Source organism: Micromonospora hortensis (genome assembly GCF_022230935.1).
GTDB classification, from domain to species: Bacteria; Actinomycetota; Actinomycetes; order Mycobacteriales; family Micromonosporaceae; genus Micromonospora; species Micromonospora hortensis.
The window spans coordinates 353,795-371,183 of the sequence record NZ_JAKKFE010000012.1 but is presented as its reverse complement, the minus strand read 5'-3'; the positions used below and the strand labels follow the sequence as shown (position 1 = coordinate 371,183).

The 17,389-nt window shown below is 72.2% G+C and carries 16 protein-coding genes; 11 read left to right on the top strand and 5 right to left on the bottom strand.

All coding sequences use genetic code 11. From position 1 onward, the window contains the following. Positions 1 to 4: 4 nt before the first annotated feature. The 4 genes from NIE111_RS10265 (at position 5) to NIE111_RS10250 (ending at position 3,866) form a co-directional block, all read left to right on the top strand. Entirely contained in the window at positions 5 to 691 is a 687-nt protein-coding gene (locus tag NIE111_RS10265; RefSeq protein WP_238684156.1) for a class F sortase, read from the top strand. A gap of 48 nt (positions 692 to 739) precedes the next feature. Next, positions 740 to 1,366 carry a sigma-70 family RNA polymerase sigma factor gene (locus NIE111_RS10260; RefSeq protein ID WP_238684155.1) on the top strand — a complete coding sequence of 209 codons (627 nt, stop codon included), beginning with the start codon at positions 740 to 742 and terminating at the stop codon, positions 1,364 to 1,366. Then, entirely contained in the window at positions 1,363 to 2,091 is a 729-nt protein-coding gene (locus NIE111_RS10255; RefSeq protein WP_238684154.1) for an anti-sigma factor, read from the top strand. The genes NIE111_RS10260 and NIE111_RS10255 overlap by 4 nt, the downstream gene beginning before the upstream one ends. A gap of 119 nt (positions 2,092 to 2,210) precedes the next feature. Continuing rightward, positions 2,211 to 3,866 carry a serine/threonine-protein kinase gene (locus NIE111_RS10250; RefSeq protein ID WP_238684153.1) on the top strand — a complete coding sequence of 552 codons (1,656 nt, stop codon included), beginning with the start codon at positions 2,211 to 2,213 and terminating at the stop codon, positions 3,864 to 3,866. A 15-nt stretch (positions 3,867 to 3,881) separates the two neighbouring features. Here the strand turns inward: NIE111_RS10250 and NIE111_RS10245 are convergent, their stop codons facing one another. After that, a complete protein-coding gene (locus tag NIE111_RS10245) occupies positions 3,882 to 4,817 on the bottom strand; it encodes a DUF4394 domain-containing protein (RefSeq protein WP_238684152.1) in 936 nt (311 codons plus the stop codon). A gap of 416 nt (positions 4,818 to 5,233) precedes the next feature. Here NIE111_RS10245 and NIE111_RS10240 point away from each other — a divergent pair, with 416 nt between their 5' ends. Then, a complete protein-coding gene (locus NIE111_RS10240) occupies positions 5,234 to 5,593 on the top strand; it encodes a VOC family protein (RefSeq protein WP_238684151.1) in 360 nt (119 codons plus the stop codon). Between the two features lie 80 nt (positions 5,594 to 5,673). On the opposite strand, the gene NIE111_RS10235 is transcribed toward NIE111_RS10240, so the two are convergent. Beyond that, entirely contained in the window at positions 5,674 to 6,279 is a 606-nt protein-coding gene (locus NIE111_RS10235; RefSeq protein ID WP_238680842.1) for a lytic polysaccharide monooxygenase auxiliary activity family 9 protein, read from the bottom strand. Positions 6,280 to 6,547: 268 nt separating this feature from the next. Continuing rightward, positions 6,548 to 7,126 (bottom strand): hypothetical protein, encoded by a 579-nt coding sequence (locus NIE111_RS10230; RefSeq protein WP_238684150.1) that lies wholly within the window; start codon positions 7,124 to 7,126, stop codon positions 6,548 to 6,550. A 473-nt stretch (positions 7,127 to 7,599) separates the two neighbouring features. Here NIE111_RS10230 and NIE111_RS10225 point away from each other — a divergent pair, with 473 nt between their 5' ends. The 5 genes from NIE111_RS10225 to NIE111_RS10205 all read left to right on the top strand — a co-directional run bounded on the left by NIE111_RS10225 (position 7,600) and on the right by NIE111_RS10205 (position 14,574). Further along, on the top strand, positions 7,600 to 8,145 hold the full coding sequence (locus NIE111_RS10225; protein ID WP_238684149.1) for a carboxymuconolactone decarboxylase family protein: 546 nt from the start codon (positions 7,600 to 7,602) through the stop codon (positions 8,143 to 8,145). Between the two features lie 132 nt (positions 8,146 to 8,277). Continuing rightward, entirely contained in the window at positions 8,278 to 10,875 is a 2,598-nt protein-coding gene (gene lanKC / locus NIE111_RS10220; protein WP_238684148.1) for a class III lanthionine synthetase LanKC, read from the top strand. A 5-nt stretch (positions 10,876 to 10,880) separates the two neighbouring features. Next, a complete protein-coding gene (locus NIE111_RS10215) occupies positions 10,881 to 11,000 on the top strand; it encodes a SapB/AmfS family lanthipeptide (protein WP_013734295.1) in 120 nt (39 codons plus the stop codon). Between the two features lie 71 nt (positions 11,001 to 11,071). Continuing rightward, the gene (locus tag NIE111_RS10210; RefSeq protein WP_238684147.1) at positions 11,072 to 12,799 is read left to right on the top strand and encodes an ABC transporter ATP-binding protein; all 1,728 of its coding nucleotides are present in this window, start codon (positions 11,072 to 11,074) and stop codon (positions 12,797 to 12,799) included. Next, entirely contained in the window at positions 12,796 to 14,574 is a 1,779-nt protein-coding gene (locus tag NIE111_RS10205; RefSeq protein WP_238684146.1) for an ATP-binding cassette domain-containing protein, read from the top strand. The genes NIE111_RS10210 and NIE111_RS10205 overlap by 4 nt, the downstream gene beginning before the upstream one ends. Positions 14,575 to 14,589: 15 nt before the next feature. On the opposite strand, the gene NIE111_RS10200 is transcribed toward NIE111_RS10205, so the two are convergent. Both NIE111_RS10200 and NIE111_RS32225 read right to left on the bottom strand, forming a co-directional pair. Then, positions 14,590 to 15,174, bottom strand: coding sequence for a response regulator transcription factor (locus tag NIE111_RS10200; RefSeq protein ID WP_238684145.1), 585 nt, complete (start codon positions 15,172 to 15,174; stop codon positions 14,590 to 14,592). A gap of 116 nt (positions 15,175 to 15,290) precedes the next feature. Then, entirely contained in the window at positions 15,291 to 15,899 is a 609-nt protein-coding gene (locus NIE111_RS32225) for a response regulator transcription factor (protein ID WP_238684144.1), read from the bottom strand. 691 nt (positions 15,900 to 16,590) lie between these two features. Between NIE111_RS32225 and NIE111_RS10190 the strand changes: the two genes are divergently transcribed. Then, positions 16,591 to 16,767, top strand: a complete 177-nt coding sequence (locus tag NIE111_RS10190) for a hypothetical protein (protein ID WP_238684143.1) — start codon at positions 16,591 to 16,593, stop codon at positions 16,765 to 16,767. Positions 16,768 to 17,389 lie beyond the last annotated feature (622 nt).

Sequence of the window (17,389 nt, the reverse complement as noted above, 5' to 3'; positions counted from 1 at the left end):
CGTGATGGACACCGGTGACGCACCAGTGCCGGCCGGCCGTCGCCGGGGGCGCCGCGCGCTCCTGGCGACGGCCGGCATCCTCACCGCGACGGCGGCCCTGACGATCGGTGTCGCAGTCGCCGACCGGGGCGGCGACCCACCCGGACCCGACGCGTCCGCTGCGGCACCAGCCGCGAACGCGTCGCCTGCCCAGGCGAGCGGGCCGGGTGAGCTGACCTCGGGACCGCTGATGGCCGGCTCACCGCCGACGCGGGTGTCGATCCCGTCGCTGAAGGCCACCGCCGCCATCGTCGCCCTTGGCCTGCGGGCGGACGGTGCGATGCAGGTTCCCGACAGCGCCACCGACGTGGGCTGGTTCACCAAGGCGCCGACGCCCGGCGCTCTCGGCCCGGCCGTGCTGGCCGGGCACGTCGACTGGAAGGGCCGGCGCGGGACGTTCTTCGACCTGGGCAAGCTGCCCGTCGGCGCCGGGATCACCGTCGACCGTCAGGACGGCAGCACCGCGATGTTCACCGTCACCAAGGTCGAGCAGCATCCCAAGGACCGCTTCCCCACCGCTGAGGTGTACGGGGCGACCGACCACGCGGCGCTACGCCTGATCACCTGCGGCGGCGAGTTCGACGACACCACCCAGCACTACCGCGACAATGTCATCGTCTACGCGCGCCTCGCCCACGCTCATCCCGCCTAGACACGAGTGCGGCGGCACACCGGAGCCGCCGACAGCACAGGAGAGGACATGCCGAGAATGAGCGGTGACCCGGAACAGGGGCGGCGGTTGCGTTCGGTGCCGCCGGACACCGCGACCCCGCCGAACGCCGACGAGCTGCTGCCACGGGTGGCGCGGGGTGACGAGGCGGCGTTCGCCACGCTGTACGACGCCATGGCGGGCCGGGTCCTCGGGCTGGCCCGGCGGGTCGTACGCGATCCGGCGCAGGCGGAGGAGGTGACGCAGGAGGTGATGGTCGAGGTGTGGCGCACCGCCGGTCGCTTCGACGCCGGGCGGGGCTCCGCCTCGGCGTGGATCCTGACCATGGCGCACCGCCGCGCGGTGGACCGGGTGCGCTCCGAACAGGCCCACATCAACCGCACCCAGCAGGTCGCCGCCACCGAGGCACACGTCCCGTACGACGAGGTGGTCGAGGATGTCACCGCCCGGTTGGAGCGGGAACAGGTCCGCCGGTGCCTCGGCCGGTTGACGCCGGTGCAGCGGGAGTCGGTGACGCTGGCCTACTACGGCGGTCACACGTACCGAGAGGTCGCCGAGAAGTTGCAGACGCCGCTGCCGACGGTGAAGACGCGGATGCGCGACGGACTGATCCGGATGCGCGACTGCCTGGGCATCGAGATGGAGGGACGGGCATGAGCGCCGATGTTCACACCCTCGCTGGTGCGTACGTCCTGGACGCGGTCGACGATGTCGAGCGGGCTGCGTTCGAGCGGCACCTGGCCGAGTGCGAGCCGTGCCGCGTCGAGGTGGCCGAGTTGCGGGAAACCGTCGCACGCCTCGCCGACGACACCGTCATCGAGGCGACCCCGCCGGGTCTGCGGGAGCGGACCCTCGCCCAGGCGGCCCGGACCCCGCAGCTGCGCGTCGAGGGCGCGGGCGCCAGCGGCGGACGGCAGGCGGGCAGGTGGCGACGGCTCACAGTGGCCGCCGCCGCAGCCGTCCTCGTCGCCGGTGGGGCGAGCGCGGTCACCTGGACCGTCAGCAACGATCGGATCAGCGACGAGCAGGCCAGCAGCGAGCAGGCCCGGCAGATCGCCGCCGTCCTGGACGCCCCGGACGCCCGGGTGTTCGAGCGGTCGCTGCCGCCCGGTGGTGCCGCCACGGTGGTGGTCTCCCGTGACCGCGACCGGGGTGTGGTGCTGCTGCGCGACCTGCCCGCGCCCGGTGCGGGGCGGATCTACGAGCTCTGGCTCATCCGTGGTAGCGAGCCCCGCAAGGTGGGACAGCTCGCCGAGGGGGACAGGGCGTCGACCACTGTCATCGGTCCGGTCGGCGAGGCGGGCACGTTCGGGGTGTCCAACGAGCCCGTCGGTGGTTCGGTCGCCCCCACGCTGATCGTGGGTACGGTCGGGCTGAGCTGAGACCGGGCTGGGCCGGACGCCGTCACACCGGTGGCCGGCCCAGCCCGGTCCGCTGCCCGACCCCTGGTGCATCTGGTCAACCCACCCATCCGGGCGGCGGACTGCTCCGAATCACTCGCATGGATGACGAGTTGCTCGCCGGCCGGTACCGCAGGCTCCTGCTGATCGGGGACGCGGCGACCCCGGGACGAGTCTGGCTGGCACGCGACGAGGTGCTCGACCGGCACGTCGCGCTCCAGCAGATCGCCCTGCCGGGATGGGTGAGCGACGCCGAGCGGTCCCGGCTGCGGAACGGCACGCTCGCAGAGGCGCGCGGCCTGGCCGGTCTGGATCATCCAGGCGTGCTCGGGGTGTGGGACGTGCTGAGCACCGACGGATATCTGTGGCTCGTCATGGAGCACGTGCCCTCCCGGTCCCTGTCCGAGGTGGTTGCCACCGATGGTCCGCTGGCACCGGCCGAGGTGGCGCGCGTCGGCCTGCACCTGATCGCCGCACTGAGTGCCGCCCACGCGAGGGGCGTGACGCATCGGGAGGTCCGGCCGCACAACGTGCTGCTTGCCGACGATGGGCGGGTCGTGCTCGGCGGATTCGGTCTGTCGATCTTCGACACCCGGGATCCGGCGACCGTCACCACGGCGAGCCTGTCGACGGTCCACTACACCGCGCCGGAGCGGGCCCGCGACGGCAGGGCCACGCCCGCCACCGACCTGTGGGCCCTCGGCGCGACGCTCTACCTGGCCGCCGAGGGCCGCCCGCCCTGGAGCCGGCCGTCGACACTGGCCATGCTCGCCGCCCTGGCCACCGAGACGCCGGACCGGATGACCGTCGCGCCGCTCGAACCCGCGATCACCGGTCTCCTGCTGCGCAACCCCCGCCAACGTCTCTCCGCGCAGGAGGCCCGCGACCAACTGGAGCAGGTGGCCGCTGCGACGCCCGTGCCGGTGCCGCGAGCGCGCCGCTGGCCTCGTGTGCGCGCCACCTCGCGCCGTCGACCCCGGGCCGTCACGCCGACGCATCCGATCGCCGCGGACGCGATCACCACTATGGTTATTCCGGTCCTGGCACCCATTACCCGCGATCGGACGACCGGCTGGGCGTTCGCTGGCGCCGTGGTGGGCCTGCTGGGGGTCGTGGCCGTCGTCGTCACGGCAACCGGCGTCGTGATCGGCGGTTGGCGCGGCCAGGACAGCACTGCGGCGGCCGAACCAGGCGGTGCGGCCGCCGGCGTGGTGGAGTCGACCGCGACGGCACCGCCGGCCCACCCCTGCCTTGACGATGCCGCCTTCAGCGAGGCCGAGCCTCTGCGGGAGGCCGACGCGCCGCTGCCGTACGCCCTGCCGAACGGGTGGGCGTGGCACCAGGACCCCGCCGGGTTTCTGCTGGCGGTGCCCGAGAGATGGACCCGGCACACCGAGGGCGCACTGGTGTGCTTCCGCGACCCCGCCGAGGTGCGGGTCATCGCCGTCGACCCCGCCGCCGCGGCTTCCTCCGTACCGTCGAGGCGGTGGGAGGCCGCCGAGCGCGACGCGCTGACCACCGGGGCGCTGGCCGGCTACCAGAAGATCAGCATCGGGCCGGTCATCCGCCCCGGTGGCGCGGCGGAGTGGGAGTACACCTGCGACCAGGCCGGCGGGGTGCGGCTGCACGCCCGCCGGCTGCTGGTCAACGACAGCAGGGCCCGCGCTTACAGCCTGTCCTGGATCACACGGGACAGCCGGTGGAACGAGACCGAGCCCTTCCAACGACTGGCCCTCGCAAGCATCCGCCTCGACTGACGCGGCGGTGGCCGGTCACTGCCGCAGGAGCAGGGCGAGATCGAGAACCACGTGCCCGTTGAACACGCCGGTCGTCTGAGCCGCACCGGTGAGCAGGTCGACCCGGTACAGCCGGGAGCCGGCGATGCCGTTGAGGACGGCCCAGGCGTTGTTCCCCACGGCGCGGTCTCCACTCAGCGGGCTGTGGATGTCGAAGCCAGCCTGGAGGGTCGCGTTGACCCCGAGTGCGCCGGTGGCCACCAGTTGCCCGGAGTTGGCGGGAGATTGCAGGGCAACCTGGTCGAGTGTGGTGTCGATGTCGAACAGTGTGGTCGCGGTGGCGGGGTTGAGGTCGTTGTTGGTGTACGCCGCGGCGGTGACACCGACGGCGGCGGTGCTGGGCGGGTAGGTGAGCGAGCCGTCGACAAGTGTCGTGCCGCCGGGGTTGATGTTGTGGCGCAGGTTCTGGCCGGTGTCGCTGATGATGCGGAGTCGGTCGGCGGCGGGGTTGAAATCGACGCCGAACGACGTGCCGTTGAGCGCGACGGTCAGTTGGCTGATCGTCGTGGCCGCCGCGGTGCGCGTGTTCAGCGCGTAGACGCCGCCGTTGTTGCCGACGCCGTAGAGACGTCCGTCCTGGACGCGAAAGTCGATGCCGATGAGCGCTTCGCTGCCGGGCAGGTCGACTGTGCCGATGGTGCAGGCGAGGGCGGGGCGGTTGGCGGCGAACTTGATCAGCTGCTGGTTGGCGGTGAGACCGATGGCGATGAGCCCGTTGCGGCCTCCGGCGTTCAGCAGGTCCCACAGCAGGGTGCAGGTCCCATTGCCCAACGAGGGCAGGCCGCGCGCCGGGAGGCTCGCTGCTGTGCTGTGGCTTGGTGGGGCGGCGGTTACTGGCGTCGCGGTGATTCCGATGCTGGCGACCATCATCGTGGCGGCTACGAGCAGCCCTCGGCGAAGCGTACGGTGCATGAGAGGCACTTCCTTGATCAGATGCACCGACGGACTCCTCGGCGGAATCCGACGCCGTTTCTGGCGACGGTGCAGGGATGAATTCCCTGCTCAGAGCCTATGTAGAGGCGATCCGAAGCATCTGTCGGGATTCGGCCTTTCCTTCAACTTTCGCACCTTCTGCACACTGTGGTCGGGTGCGGCGATCAACCGCACCCCGAAACAGCGAATCCCCGGCCTGTGGCACGGCCCGGTCGGCATCGCCCGGGTGGGCGGTGGCGAGAGCCGTCGTCGCTGACAACCACTGCCCAGGTGCTCTGCCGCGTTGCCCGCAGGGCGCGGACCTGACGGTCTCCGATTCGACGCCCCGATTCGTCGAGCACCTGCCAGAGTGGTTCATGCCCTTGAGTACGTACCACCTCAGAGCCTCTGTCGCCGTGTCCGACATTCAGACGGCCGTGGCCTTCTACGAAGGCGCGCTGGGCCTGCGCGCGTTGCGGTCCGGCCCCAGCGCCACCATCGCCGACGGTAGCCGCGTCTATGGCTCCGGTGGCGGGCCGGCGCTGAACGTGTACCAGTCGTTCACTGCCGGGCAGACCTCGGCGACGGTGGCGACGTGGTACGTCGACGACATCGACCAGATCGTCGACGAACTCACCTCGTCCGGCGTCGAGTTCGTTCGCTACGAGCAGTTCGAGCACGACGACAAGGGGATTACCGCGCGGGCCGGAGGCGGACGTATCGCCTGGTTCCAGGACCCGGACGGCAACACCTTCGCTCTCGAAGCCGACGCGTGACCTCCACCTGAGACAACCAATCCGGCTCAGGGCGTTGACGCCCTGAGCCGGAATAGTTCTGTAGCTGTTGGTGCCGCCGATCAGGTGACGTTGATGTCGCTGCACCACATGTAGGTCTGGTCGAGGTGCGACGCCCTCCAGAGCACGAACAGGATGTGGTTTCCGCTGCGCGACGGGAGCGAGACGTTGAACGAGATGTTCTGCGCCGGCGCGTAGCGCCCGGTCGTCGTGATCAGGTCGAGGTTGCCCCATCCGAGCTTCTGGGTGGACGGGTTGAACCCCTGCTTGGTGACGTAGACCTGGAAGTAGTCAGCGCCGTGGCTGGCCTGGTCGTACAGCTGGACCGTCAGGTTGCGGCTGACGGTGGTCGTCTTCCACGCCCCGGGCTGGTTCACGCTGTCGTTCCTGGACAGGGCGTTGCTGCACAGTTGGCCGTCCGGGGTGCGGGCCTGGTACTGGCCGCCGAGGCCGTCGCGCAGCTGGCTCATCCAGTTCCACATGGTGTCGGGGTTGGCCTGGAACGCCCGCCAACACATGGGGTCCTGCTGCTGCATGGCGGGGTTCATGTGCTGGTTGCCCCACGCCTTCCAGCATTGGTAGGCGCGACTCATCGGGTTGATGATCGTGCCGTGGGCCTGGGCTGCCCCGGTGAAGGGCAGCATGCCGGCCACGATGGCGAACACCATGACGAATGCTCGCAGCGACCGACGGACTGGTGACCGGGATCGTCCGCCGGATCGATCGGACTTGAGTGAACGCACTGTTCATCCTCCGCTCTTCGGGACTACTTATCGGTATGGGAACGCTCCCAAGCCAACTGTTGCATCTCACGACTTAAATATCAACCGTTATCTATCTATGGTCGGATGTGGATCGAGCTGACCGGGGTGTCCGCAGCCGCCCGGTTCGGATCCGGGTGCGGGTAACGCCCGCGCCACCGTTCGCCTGGCGGGGTCACAGGCCGGCTGCGGCGTCGTATCGGCGGCGCTGGTCGGCCATCTCCGACTCGGACAGCGCCTCCTTGAGCGCCAGATCCGCGTACTTGGGCGGGAGCATCTGCCGCACCCGGTCGGTGAACATGACCTCGGCGGTCGCCTCGACCACCTGGATGCCCGGAGGCTGGGTGGACATGTCCATGATCACGGGGCCGGCCAGTTTGACAGCCACATCCCAGGGGCGCTTCTGTTCGGCGACCCCGCAGAGGTGGAAGCCGTAGACCGTCTGCACGTCGGCGAGCGCGGCGGCCTCGGTCGGCTCGTAGCCGTAGACGCGGACCCCGCAGATCACCGCCGGCTTCTCCGTGGTGGCCGCCTGCTGGGCGCCGTGTCCGGCGTGGTTGTGCTGCCCCGGGTCCGCCTGTTCGAGCGTGGTACGCATCCGGGCGATGATCTGCGACTGCAGATCCGCCGGCTTCGCCTCCGAATCGGCCCGGTTGACCAGTACGACCGCGCCGGCCGATACCACCAGCAGGATCACCGCCACCCACACGAAGCGGTTTCGGTACCAACCCGCGAAGTTCTCTCGGGAAATCATGATTGCTTCTCACCTCGTCGCCGGTGCTGGTGCTGGCAGGCCGAATCGGACGCTCCCCGTCGGGTCGGGCGTCGAGCGCGTCAGCCGTTGGGGGACACGTGCCGGGGGTTACCGACGGCGGGCGAGGATGATTGCCCGGCAAGGTGCCCCGCCGTCGTAGAGATGGCCCGGCGATCCGCCAGGCGAGCGCCCGCCAAGGCGGCGCGCTGCCGGCGCTGCGATGCTCCCGTGCTGGCCGTTCCCAGCGCGGTTGCCCCCGCGCTGCGGCGATATCAGCCATTCCAACACGTCTGGGCCGGCTCTGGCAACATCGACGAGCATCAGCGTGGATTTGCCCAGGTCACCCGCGCCTTCGTCGCGCACGAATGCTCATCGGCACACCGCCGCCGGTCTCCCCGAACGGGATCCGCCGCGAGCGCAACCAGGATCGGATATGGTCCGTGACAACCGATTTGCCGCTTCTAAGGGGAACCATGAGTCGCCTGCCATATGTGAACCCGGCCGAGGCCCCGCCACCGGTCCGCGACGCTTTGCAGGCCGCGCGTCCCCTGAGCTTCTTCCGCGTCATGGCCCACGCCGAGACCGCGTTTCCGGACTGGATGCGCTGGGGCGGCACGCTGCTCAAGGACCTTGCCCTCGACCCACTGCTCCGCGAGATCGCGATCCTGCGAGTCGCCCAGTTGAGCGACGTCACATACGAGTGGGCTCAGCACGAGCCCATCGCCCGCTCCGCCGGCGCCACGGACGAGATGATCCACGCGCTCGGGCGCAACGAGATCGGGGACGACTGTTTCACCGCAGACCAGCGGATCGTCCTGCGTTTCACCACCGAGGTCGTCCGCGACGTCCGCCCGCCCGACGACACCACCGCCGCACTCACCGGGCTGCTCTCCCCGCGCGAGGTGGTCGAACTCCTGATGGTGATCGGGCAGTACATGATGATCGCCCGGGTCGCCGCGGTAACGGACCTCGACGTCGACAAGCCCATGGGCGCCGCCGTCTACGGCGCGCGGACCTGACTAATGTCATGAGTACCTGTGCACCCCGCATCGAACGTCGTGACTAAGCGCACTGGAGCCCACTCGTCCCGTCGATGAGACTCGATTCAACGCCGGAACACCAGCCGGCCGAGTTCGAGGGGCGGCGAGACGGTGGACGAACGCTACGACAGCTACTGCGCCGCGGATCCGCTGTTCTACGACTCGCTCGGCAGCGCCGTCGCACAGCCCGTCTTCCCGGCCGCCGAACGGCCGACGCCGAACGGCTGGCGCCGCGAGCCGCTCGACGACTGGCTGATCTACGCGCCCGACGGCGGCTCGCTGCCGCAGCAGGGCTGGAAGATTCATGTGTCGGCGGGTCTGGCGAACGCCGAACGGGTGCTGGACGCGGTCTGGAACTACTGCGTCCCCCGCGGCCTGTCCTTCAAGTTCCTGCGCGGGCCGCGCACGCTGCTGCTGCGCAATTCCAAGTACGCCGCCCGGGCCGCCAGCGGCAAGTTCATCACCGTCTATCCGTGCGACGACGCGGAGCTGGAGCTGGCCTGCAAGGAACTCGACGAACTGCTCACCGGCGAGACCGGGCCGTACATCCTCAGTGACCTCCGCTACGGCGCCGGCCCGGTGCACGTGCGCTACGGCGGTTTCGCCGCCCGCTACTGCCACTCGCCCGACGGCCAGGTGGTGCCGGCGATCGAGGACGACTCCGGCACGCTGGTGCCGGACCGGCGGGAGCCCGTCTTTCACGTACCGTCCTGGGTCACAGTGCCCGACTTCCTCGGCCCGCACCTGGCCGCCCGCAGCGGCACCAGCACGGACCAGGTGCCGTACCGGATCGAGCGGGTGATCCACTTCTCGAACGGCGGCGGCCTGTACGTGGGCAGGGACCTGCGTACCGACACCGCTGTGGTGCTGAAGGAGGCCCGACCGCACGCCGGCCTGGACGCCGACGGCACCGACGCCGTCGCCCGGCTGGCCCGCGAGGCGCAGGCCCTGCGGCAACTCGCCGACCTGCCCCAGGTGCCTCGGGTGCACGACGAGTTCGCCCTCGGCGAGCACCGGTTCCTCGCGCTGGAGTTCATCGAGGGCCGACCGCTGAACAAGGTGCTTGTCGACAGGTACCCGCTGATCGACGCCGACGCGACCGACGGCGATCGGGCGGCGTACACCCGGTGGGCCCGCCAGACCTACGAGCAGGTCGAAGCCGTCGTAGCGGCGATCCACGAGCGCGGCCTGGTCTACGGGGACCTGCACCTGTTCAACATCATGATCCGGCCGGACGACCGGGTGGCCCTTGTCGACTTCGAGGTGGCCGCCCCGATCGCCGGGCACCGCCGACCCGGGCTGCGTAACCAGGGCTTCGCGGCACCGAGGGACCGCAGCGGGCCGGCTGTCGACCGGTACGCCCTGGCGTGCCTGCGGTTGGCGCTGTTCCTGCCACTGACCCAGCTGGTCCGGCTCGCCCCGGCGAAGGTGACCCACCTGGCCGACATCATCGCCGCGAACTTCCCGGTGCCGAGGTCCTTCCTCGACCCGGCGGTCGAGGAAATCACCGGTGAGCCGCGCCTCACCGCCGAACCGCGAGGGGATCTCGACGCCGACGACTGGCGCACCATGCGGGACCGGCTGACGACGGCGATCGTGGCCAGCGCCACCCCCGAGCGCGACGACCGGCTCTTCCCCGGTGACATCGAGCAGTTCCGCAGCGGCGGCCTCAACCTCGCCCACGGGGCGGCGGGAGTGCTGTACGCGCTCGACAGGAGCGGTGCCGGACGGTGGCCCGAGCACGAAGACTGGTTGGTGCGGCGGGCGACAGCGCCCCCGTCCGGCACCCGCTGCGGCTTCTACGACGGGCTGCACGGCGTCGCGTACGCGCTCGTCCACCTCGGACGCCGGCAGGACGCGCTGGACGTTCTCGACATCTGCCTGCGGGAACCTCTGGACGGGCTCGACCACAGCCTGGCCAGCGGACTGTCCGGGATCGCGCTCAACCTGGCCGAGATGGCCGCGCGTACCGGGGAGGTGTCGTTGCGCGACGCCGCGTGGCGGGCCGCCGAGCGGGTGATCGGCCAGTTGGCCGACGACCCGGGCCCGGACGTCAGCGGCGGACGTAACCCGTACGCAGGGCTGTTGCGCGGCCGGACCGGACCGGCGCTGATGCTGGTGCGGCTCTACGAGCTCAGCGGCGACGACGAGCTGCTGGGGCACGCCGCCACGGCGCTGCGCCAGGATCTGCGCCGGTGTGTGCTACGCCCGGACGGTGCGCTGGAGGTCAATGAGGGCTGGCGCACCATGCCCTACCTGGCGCACGGCAGTGTCGGGATCGGGCTGGTCCTCGATGAGTACCTGCGCCACCGGGCCGACGACCGGTTCGCCGAGGCGAGCGCGGGGGTACGCCGTGCCGCCCGGTCACCGTTCTACGCACAGTCCGGGCTCTTCGCCGGCCGGGCCGGCATCATCGCCTACCTCGCCGCCTCGACCGACGACGCCGACCGTCGTGAACTCCGCGCGCAGGTGGATCGGCTGGCCTGGCACGCGCTGCCGTACCGGGAGGGGACCGCCTTCCCCGGTGAGCAGTTGCTGCGGCTCTCCATGGACTTCGGCACCGGCACCGCCGGCGTGCTGTACGCGCTGGCCAGCGCGGAGCACGACCAGCCGCCGGCGCTGCCCTTCCTCGCGCCCCTGCCGGGCGCGAACAGACTCCCCCGCGACAGCGGGGGCGACCTGATCGGCGAACGGAAGGAAGGGAGGTGAACGACATGGCACTTCTGGACCTCCAGGGCCTGGAGATGGCTCCGGCCGACCGCACCGGTGGCGGCAGCCGGGCGAGCCTGCTGCTCTGCGGCGACAGCTCGCTCTCCGTCACGACCTGCAACTGATCCATCACACGTGGGGCCCTGGGTGGGTAGACGTGCCCACCCAGGGCACCCGCGTACCAACGGGAGGACCGATGCCGACGTTCGCCGTGGGGGACAGGCTGCTACGGCAGACGGTCCTGGCGGGCGGCGGCTGGACCGCCGGACTCGCGGCGGTCGCGCTGCTCGGCGCGGCCGCCGAACTGTTGCTCCCCGCGGCCCTGGGCCGCGCCGTCGACGCCGCCCTCGCCGGCGGCTCCGGCTGGTGGGCGGTGTCCGCCGGCGCCCTGGTCGTCGTCCTCATCGGCGTCGACACCCTGACGGACCTGGCCAGTGGGTTCGGCGCGGCGCGTGCCACCGCCGGGCTGCGTCGGCGGCTACTGCGTCACCTGTTCGCCCTGGACGTCCGCGCCACCCGCCGGCATCCGGTCGGTGACCTCGTCGGCCGGCTGGTCGGCCAGGCCGCCGACGCGGGACAGGCCGGCAACGCCGTGGTCCTGGCCATCGTGGCGGTGCTTCCGCCGCTCGGCAGCGTCGTCGCGCTCACCATCATGGAACCGGTCCTCGGGGTTACGCTGCTCGCCGGTCTCGGCCTGCTCGCCGTCCTCATGCGCGCCTTCGTGGCCGACGCCTCGACCGCGACCGCCGGGTACCAACGGGTGCTCGGCGCCATCGCCGGCCGACTGCTGGAGTCGCTCACCGGCGCCCGGACCATCGCCGCCGCCGGCACCACCCGCCGCGAGGAGGCCCGGGTGCTGGCGGCCCTACCGGAGCTGGACCGGCACGGCCGGCGCACCTGGGGACTGCTGGCCCGGGCGAGTGCGCGCACCTCGGCCGTGGCGCCGCTGCTGAACCTGAGCGTCATCGCGGTCGGCGGGTACGCCCTGACCGCAGGCTGGCTCACGCCGGGTGAACTGGTCGCCGCGGTCCGGTACGCGGCCATCGGCGCCGGGCTCGGCGCAGTGCTCGCCACACTGAACCACCTGGTCCGCAGCCGCGCGGGAGCACACCGGGTCGCCGAGCTGCTGACGCAGCCCGCCACGTCGGCGGGCGACCGGTCCCTTCCACCCGGCGGCGGCGCCCTGCGACTGCGCGGGGTGTGCGTGCATGCCGACGACGGCCGGCCCATCCTGGACGGCGTCGACCTGGACGTGCCGGCCGGCGCGACAGTGGCCGTCGTCGGAGCGTCCGGTGCCGGCAAGTCGACCCTGGCGGCCGTGGCGGGACGGCTGTACGACCCCGACGGCGGCGAGGTGCGACTGGACGGGGTGCCGCTGCGGGACCTCGACCCGACGGCGCTGCGCCGGGCCGTCGGCTACGCCTTCGACCGGCCGGTGCTGATCGGCGCGACAGTCCACGACGCGATCGGCTTGGCGCTGCCGGTCGACTCGGCGGCGCCGCCGGCCGATCGGAGCCCGGCCACACCGGCGGTTCTGCGGGCGGCCCGGATGGCGGCGGTCGCCGACGTGATCGAGCGTCTGCCCGGCGGTTACCGCACCCCGCTGGTGGACACACCGCTGTCCGGGGGCGAGACCCAACGTCTCGGCCTGGCCCGCGCGTTCGCCGCCGAACGGCTGCTCATCCTGGACGACGCGACGTCCAGCCTCGACACCGCTACCGAACACCGGATCACCGAGGCGGTTCTCAGGCGCGCCGGGGGGCGTACCCGACTGGTGGTCACCCACCGGACCGCGGCGGCCGCGGCGGCCGACCTCGTCGCCTGGCTGGACGGCGGTCGGCTGCGCGACCTGGCACCGCACCGGCAACTATGGGCCGACCCGGACTACCGTGCCGTCTTCCAGCCGGCCGGCGGTGGGTCGTGAACGGTCCCGGCGTACGCCGGGTGACCTGGCGGGCGCTGCGGGCCCGGCGGCGAGAACTCGCCGGGCTCGGCGGTTGGTCGCTCGTCGAGTCGCTGCCCGCGCTGCTCGCCGGCTACCTGGTCGCCCGCGCCGTCGACGAGGGCTTCCTGGCCGGACGTCTGCTCAACGGCCTGGCCTGGTTGGGGGTCCTCGCCGTGGCCGTACTGGTCGGCGCGGCGGCCACCGGTCGGACGTACCGGAGCCTCGGCGCCGTGGTCGAGCCGTTCCGCGACGAGGTGGCCGCCCAGGTGATCCGGGGCGCGCTACGTGACGCCACCAGGGCGGGTGGCCGTCCGGACAGCGCCGCCGTTACCCGGTTGACCCATCAGATGGAGATCGTCCGCGACACCTTCGCCGGTCTGCTGATGGTGACCCGCGGTTTCCTCTTCTCCGCTGGCGCGGCAGTGCTCGGCCTGCTCGCCCTCGCGCCGGTGGTGGCGGCGCTGGCGGTCGCTCCGCTGGTCGCCGGCCTGGTCGTGTTCCTCGCCGCGCTGCCGGCGATGGTCACGCACCAGCGCGCCTACGTCCGGGCCGGTGAGCAGCTCGGCCAGTCGGCGGCGACAGCGCTGGCCGGTCATCGCGACGTGCTGGCCTGCGGCGCCCAGACCCGCGTGTCGGAGGAGGTGGCCGGCTGGGTGTCGGCGCAGGCGGCCGCCGAACGTATGCTCGCCCGGATGGCGGCGATCCGCAGCCTCAGCCTCGGTATCGGCGGCTGGCTGCCACTGCTGCTGCTGATGGTGACCGCCCCGTGGTTGGTCGAGCGTGGTCTCACGGCCGGCGCGGTGCTGGGCGCGCTGATCTACGTCTCCACCGGGCTGCAACCCGCCCTGCACACACTGGTGCAGGGCCTCGGCGGCGGCGGGCTCCGCTACGCCGTCACCCTGGAGAACATCCTGCGCGCCTATCCGGGCTCCGACGACCAGCGCCCACCGGCCCTCGCCGCCCGGATGCCCCGCCCCGGACCACCCGTCGGTCCTGCCGGTCGCCCGCCAGCCCTCGAGGTCCGGGGAGTGACCTTCGGGTACGGCCCGCGCGCCCGGCCCGTCCTGCGGAACTTCTCGCTGACACTGGCCGACCGGGACCATCTCGCCGTGGTGGGCCCGAGCGGTGCGGGCAAATCCACACTGGCCGCCCTGATGGCTGGTGTGGTGCCCCCGCAGGCAGGCACCGTCCACCTGGCCGGCACGAGGGTCGCCGAGATCGAGCCGGCCGTTCTCGCCCGGATGCGAGTGCTGGTCCCCCAGGAGGCGTACGTCTTCACCGCCAGCCTGGCCGACAACCTCCGCTACCTCCGGCCGGACGCCGACGATCACACACTGGAGGGCGCCCTCGACGCGCTCGGCGCGCGTCCCCTGGCGACCCGCCTGGGCGGCCTGGGGGCGCCTGTCGCACCGGCCCTGCTCTCCGCCGGCGAGCGGCAGCTCATCGCGGCGGTCCGGGCCTGGCTGGCACCCGCTCCGCTGGTGGTCCTCGACGAGGCGACCTGCCACCTGGACCCGGTGTTGGAAGCGACGGTCGAGACGGCCTTCGCCCGGCGGCCCGGCACCCTCGTGGTGATCGCGCACCGGATCAGTTCCGCGCTGCGGGCCGGACGGGTGCTGGTCCTCGACGGCGACGAGCCCGTGGTGGGGACCCACGACCAGTTGATGGCCCGCTCGGCCACCTACGGGGTGCTCGTCGGCTGCTGGGACGACTCGGCGGCGCAGTCCCCGGCGGCGCCGGCGCGGCAGGGCTGAACCCCGCGCATCCGGTCAGATCCAGCCCGCCTCGCCGGCCATCCGCACTGCCTCCACCCGGGTACGCGCGCCGACCTTGCGGGCGATCCGACCGAGATGGTTGCGGACGGTCCCACGGGTGAGCCCGAGCGACACCGCCACCTCCGCGACCGGCGCGCCCGCGGCCGTCAGCCGCAACACCTCCGTCTCACGGCTGGTCAGTGGGCCGTCCGAGCGCAGCGCCGCGACGACGAGATCCGCGTCGAGCACGGGCTCCCGGCGGGCGAGCCGCCGGATCCCGTCGATGACCCGTTGGGGCGCGGCGTCACTGCGCAGGATGCCGACAGCCCTCGTCGGGCACACCATGCCTCGCAGCCGCCGGGCCCGACGTGGGTGGGCCAACACCAGGACGGGACACCGGTCGAGACGGTCGGGATCGACTCCCTCGACGAAGTCGAGGTCGGCCACCACCACGTCGGGGCGTTGGGCGCGGACGGCCGCGGAGACCGCGTCGCCGCGATCCACCTCCGCCACGACACGGATGTCGTCCTCGGCGGCGAGGACCAACGACAGCGCGCCCAGGACCAGGGCACCGTCCAAGGCGAGCAGGGTACGGATCACGATGAACCTTCCCGCACTGCGATGGCGATCACACAACGTCAACATTCAAACACGCAACCGGTGGGGCCGCACGGCGACGGGGCGGGCCCGGAAACTCCGGACCCGCCCCCGAACTGTCACAGCCAGCCGTTACGCCGCGCGCGCGACACCGCCTCCAGTCGGTTGCGGGCCCCGGTCTTGCGCAGAATCACCGACAGGTGATTGCGCACCGTCCCGTGTGCCAGGTAGAGGCGTACGGCGATCTCCTTCAGGGGTAGGCCCTCGGCCGCCATCCGCAGCACGTCCATCTCCCGAGGCGTCAACGGCGTCTCCGGAGGGCTCAGCACCGCGATCGCCGCAGCCGGGTCGATCGCCCGCTCCCCGGCCGCGAGCGCGCGGATCGCCCGCACCAACTCGGCCAGCGAGCTGTCCTTCCCGAGAAGGCCGCGCGCGCCGGCTGCCAGCGCCGCCTCCACCAGTGCCGGGCTCCACCGAGGGCTCATCGCCAGCACGGCGGCGTGCGGCGCCTCGACGTCGATCCGGGCGACCACCGCCACCGGGTCGGGCAGCTCCGGTGTCAGTGCCAGCACCACCACCTGCGGTCGGCACCGCCGGACCACAGTCAACAGCTCACCGACACCCTCGACGTCGGCGACCACCTCCATGTCCTCCTCGCGTGACAGCGCGGCGCAGAGCGCCCCGCGCAGCAAACCCATGTCCTCGGCGACGACAACGTGGATCACCACGTTTTCTCCGATCTCCGGTACGCGTCACGACGGCCACCGATCCCGGAGCATCCACGGGTTGGTCAGGGCGATCGTGCGCTACAGACGGGTGGGCATCGGCCCGCGGCACCGTCGCGGCGGACGGGCGCGGGCACTGATCGACCGACCAGCGGGTGAACAGGCTGGCCGCTCGGGCCAGCCACCGGGGTCGGTCGACCCGCCTCAGCCTGGGCGGGCGATCGCAGACGGGGTTCGGCTCTCGACCAGAGGTGGCACGAGATCGCAGCGTGGCCCGGCGCCGAGGTGCGACTGCCGGTCCAGCGGTCGGACCAGCCCTGACCCGGGAGTCGGTCCATTGTCGACACGAACGGCGTCCTGGTCGGTGGGTGCGACGGGCTGGCCAGGAAACACACCCCTCGCGGCCACCGGTACCGGGCGTGCGGCGAGGTGCCCCGTCGGGGCCGCGGCACGCGCGGGGCCGTCGGCGGAATTCGGCGGTGGCGCGGCCGGGGTCGGCGGCGCCGTGGCGCGTACGGATGCCACTGCCGGAACCACCGGTGACGTCGGAGCTGTCAGTACGGGAGCCGGCTGGGTCACCGGCGGGGCGGCTGGCCCGAGCACCGGGGGAACGGGCAGTGCGGGTGTCGCCGCCGGAACGATCACCGGGCCGGGAACCGGCGGTAGAACGGCATCGACGACACGGAGGAGCGCCATGACGACGGGCCTGATCGGCACCGTGCGCACGATGTCGACGACGTACGGCAGGGGAGCGGTGACCAAGCCGACCACGGGCGGACCGGGCGCCGTCCGCACCGCCGACGGATCGGGGGTGGCGGTGGTCGGCCGTCGCGGCGGATCGGCGGCCGGCCGCGACAGGTCCACCCGGTGAGCCGAACGATGAGCGGCGCGGGTCATGGAGGCCGGTCGGAGTCTTTCGCGCTCCGGCGTGCCGGCTGAGACGGGTGCGCCGAGCCTCGACGCACCCGCCGACCGTCGGGGCTCCGTCGAGGGGGGATCCTCGCGGGGGGCGGCCACCGAGTCGGTGGGTACTGCCAGCGGGGCACGGGGCCTGTCCTGGCGGCGGTCGTCGGCGGCCGGGGCCCGTTGACGGTCCTGGTTGGGGCGCTCGGCGACAGTCAGCCGCGCGACCGACCCGACCAGACCGCCGATCCTGCGATGGGGCTCGTCGCCGGACCCGCTACGCATCCCGTCGGCGGCGGCCGGCCCCTGAAACAGGGTGGCCACGACGAAACCGGCCCCGACGGCGGCCGCGATCAGCGCCAACCGCCGGGCGAGCCTGCGCAACCGGCCGGCCGCAAGCGGCGCGGACCGGTCCGGCGCAGACGCCGACGCGGTTCCGCTGACGGGACTTCGCACGCGGGCACGACCCCTTCCCTCTGGGTTGCTGACCCATGGTAGCGACGCGCTCACGTAGCCGCATCCGGTGGATGCGCGCTCGCCGGCAGGATGGCGGCGGGACTACGTCTGACCTGGAGGTCGGCGGCCGCCGC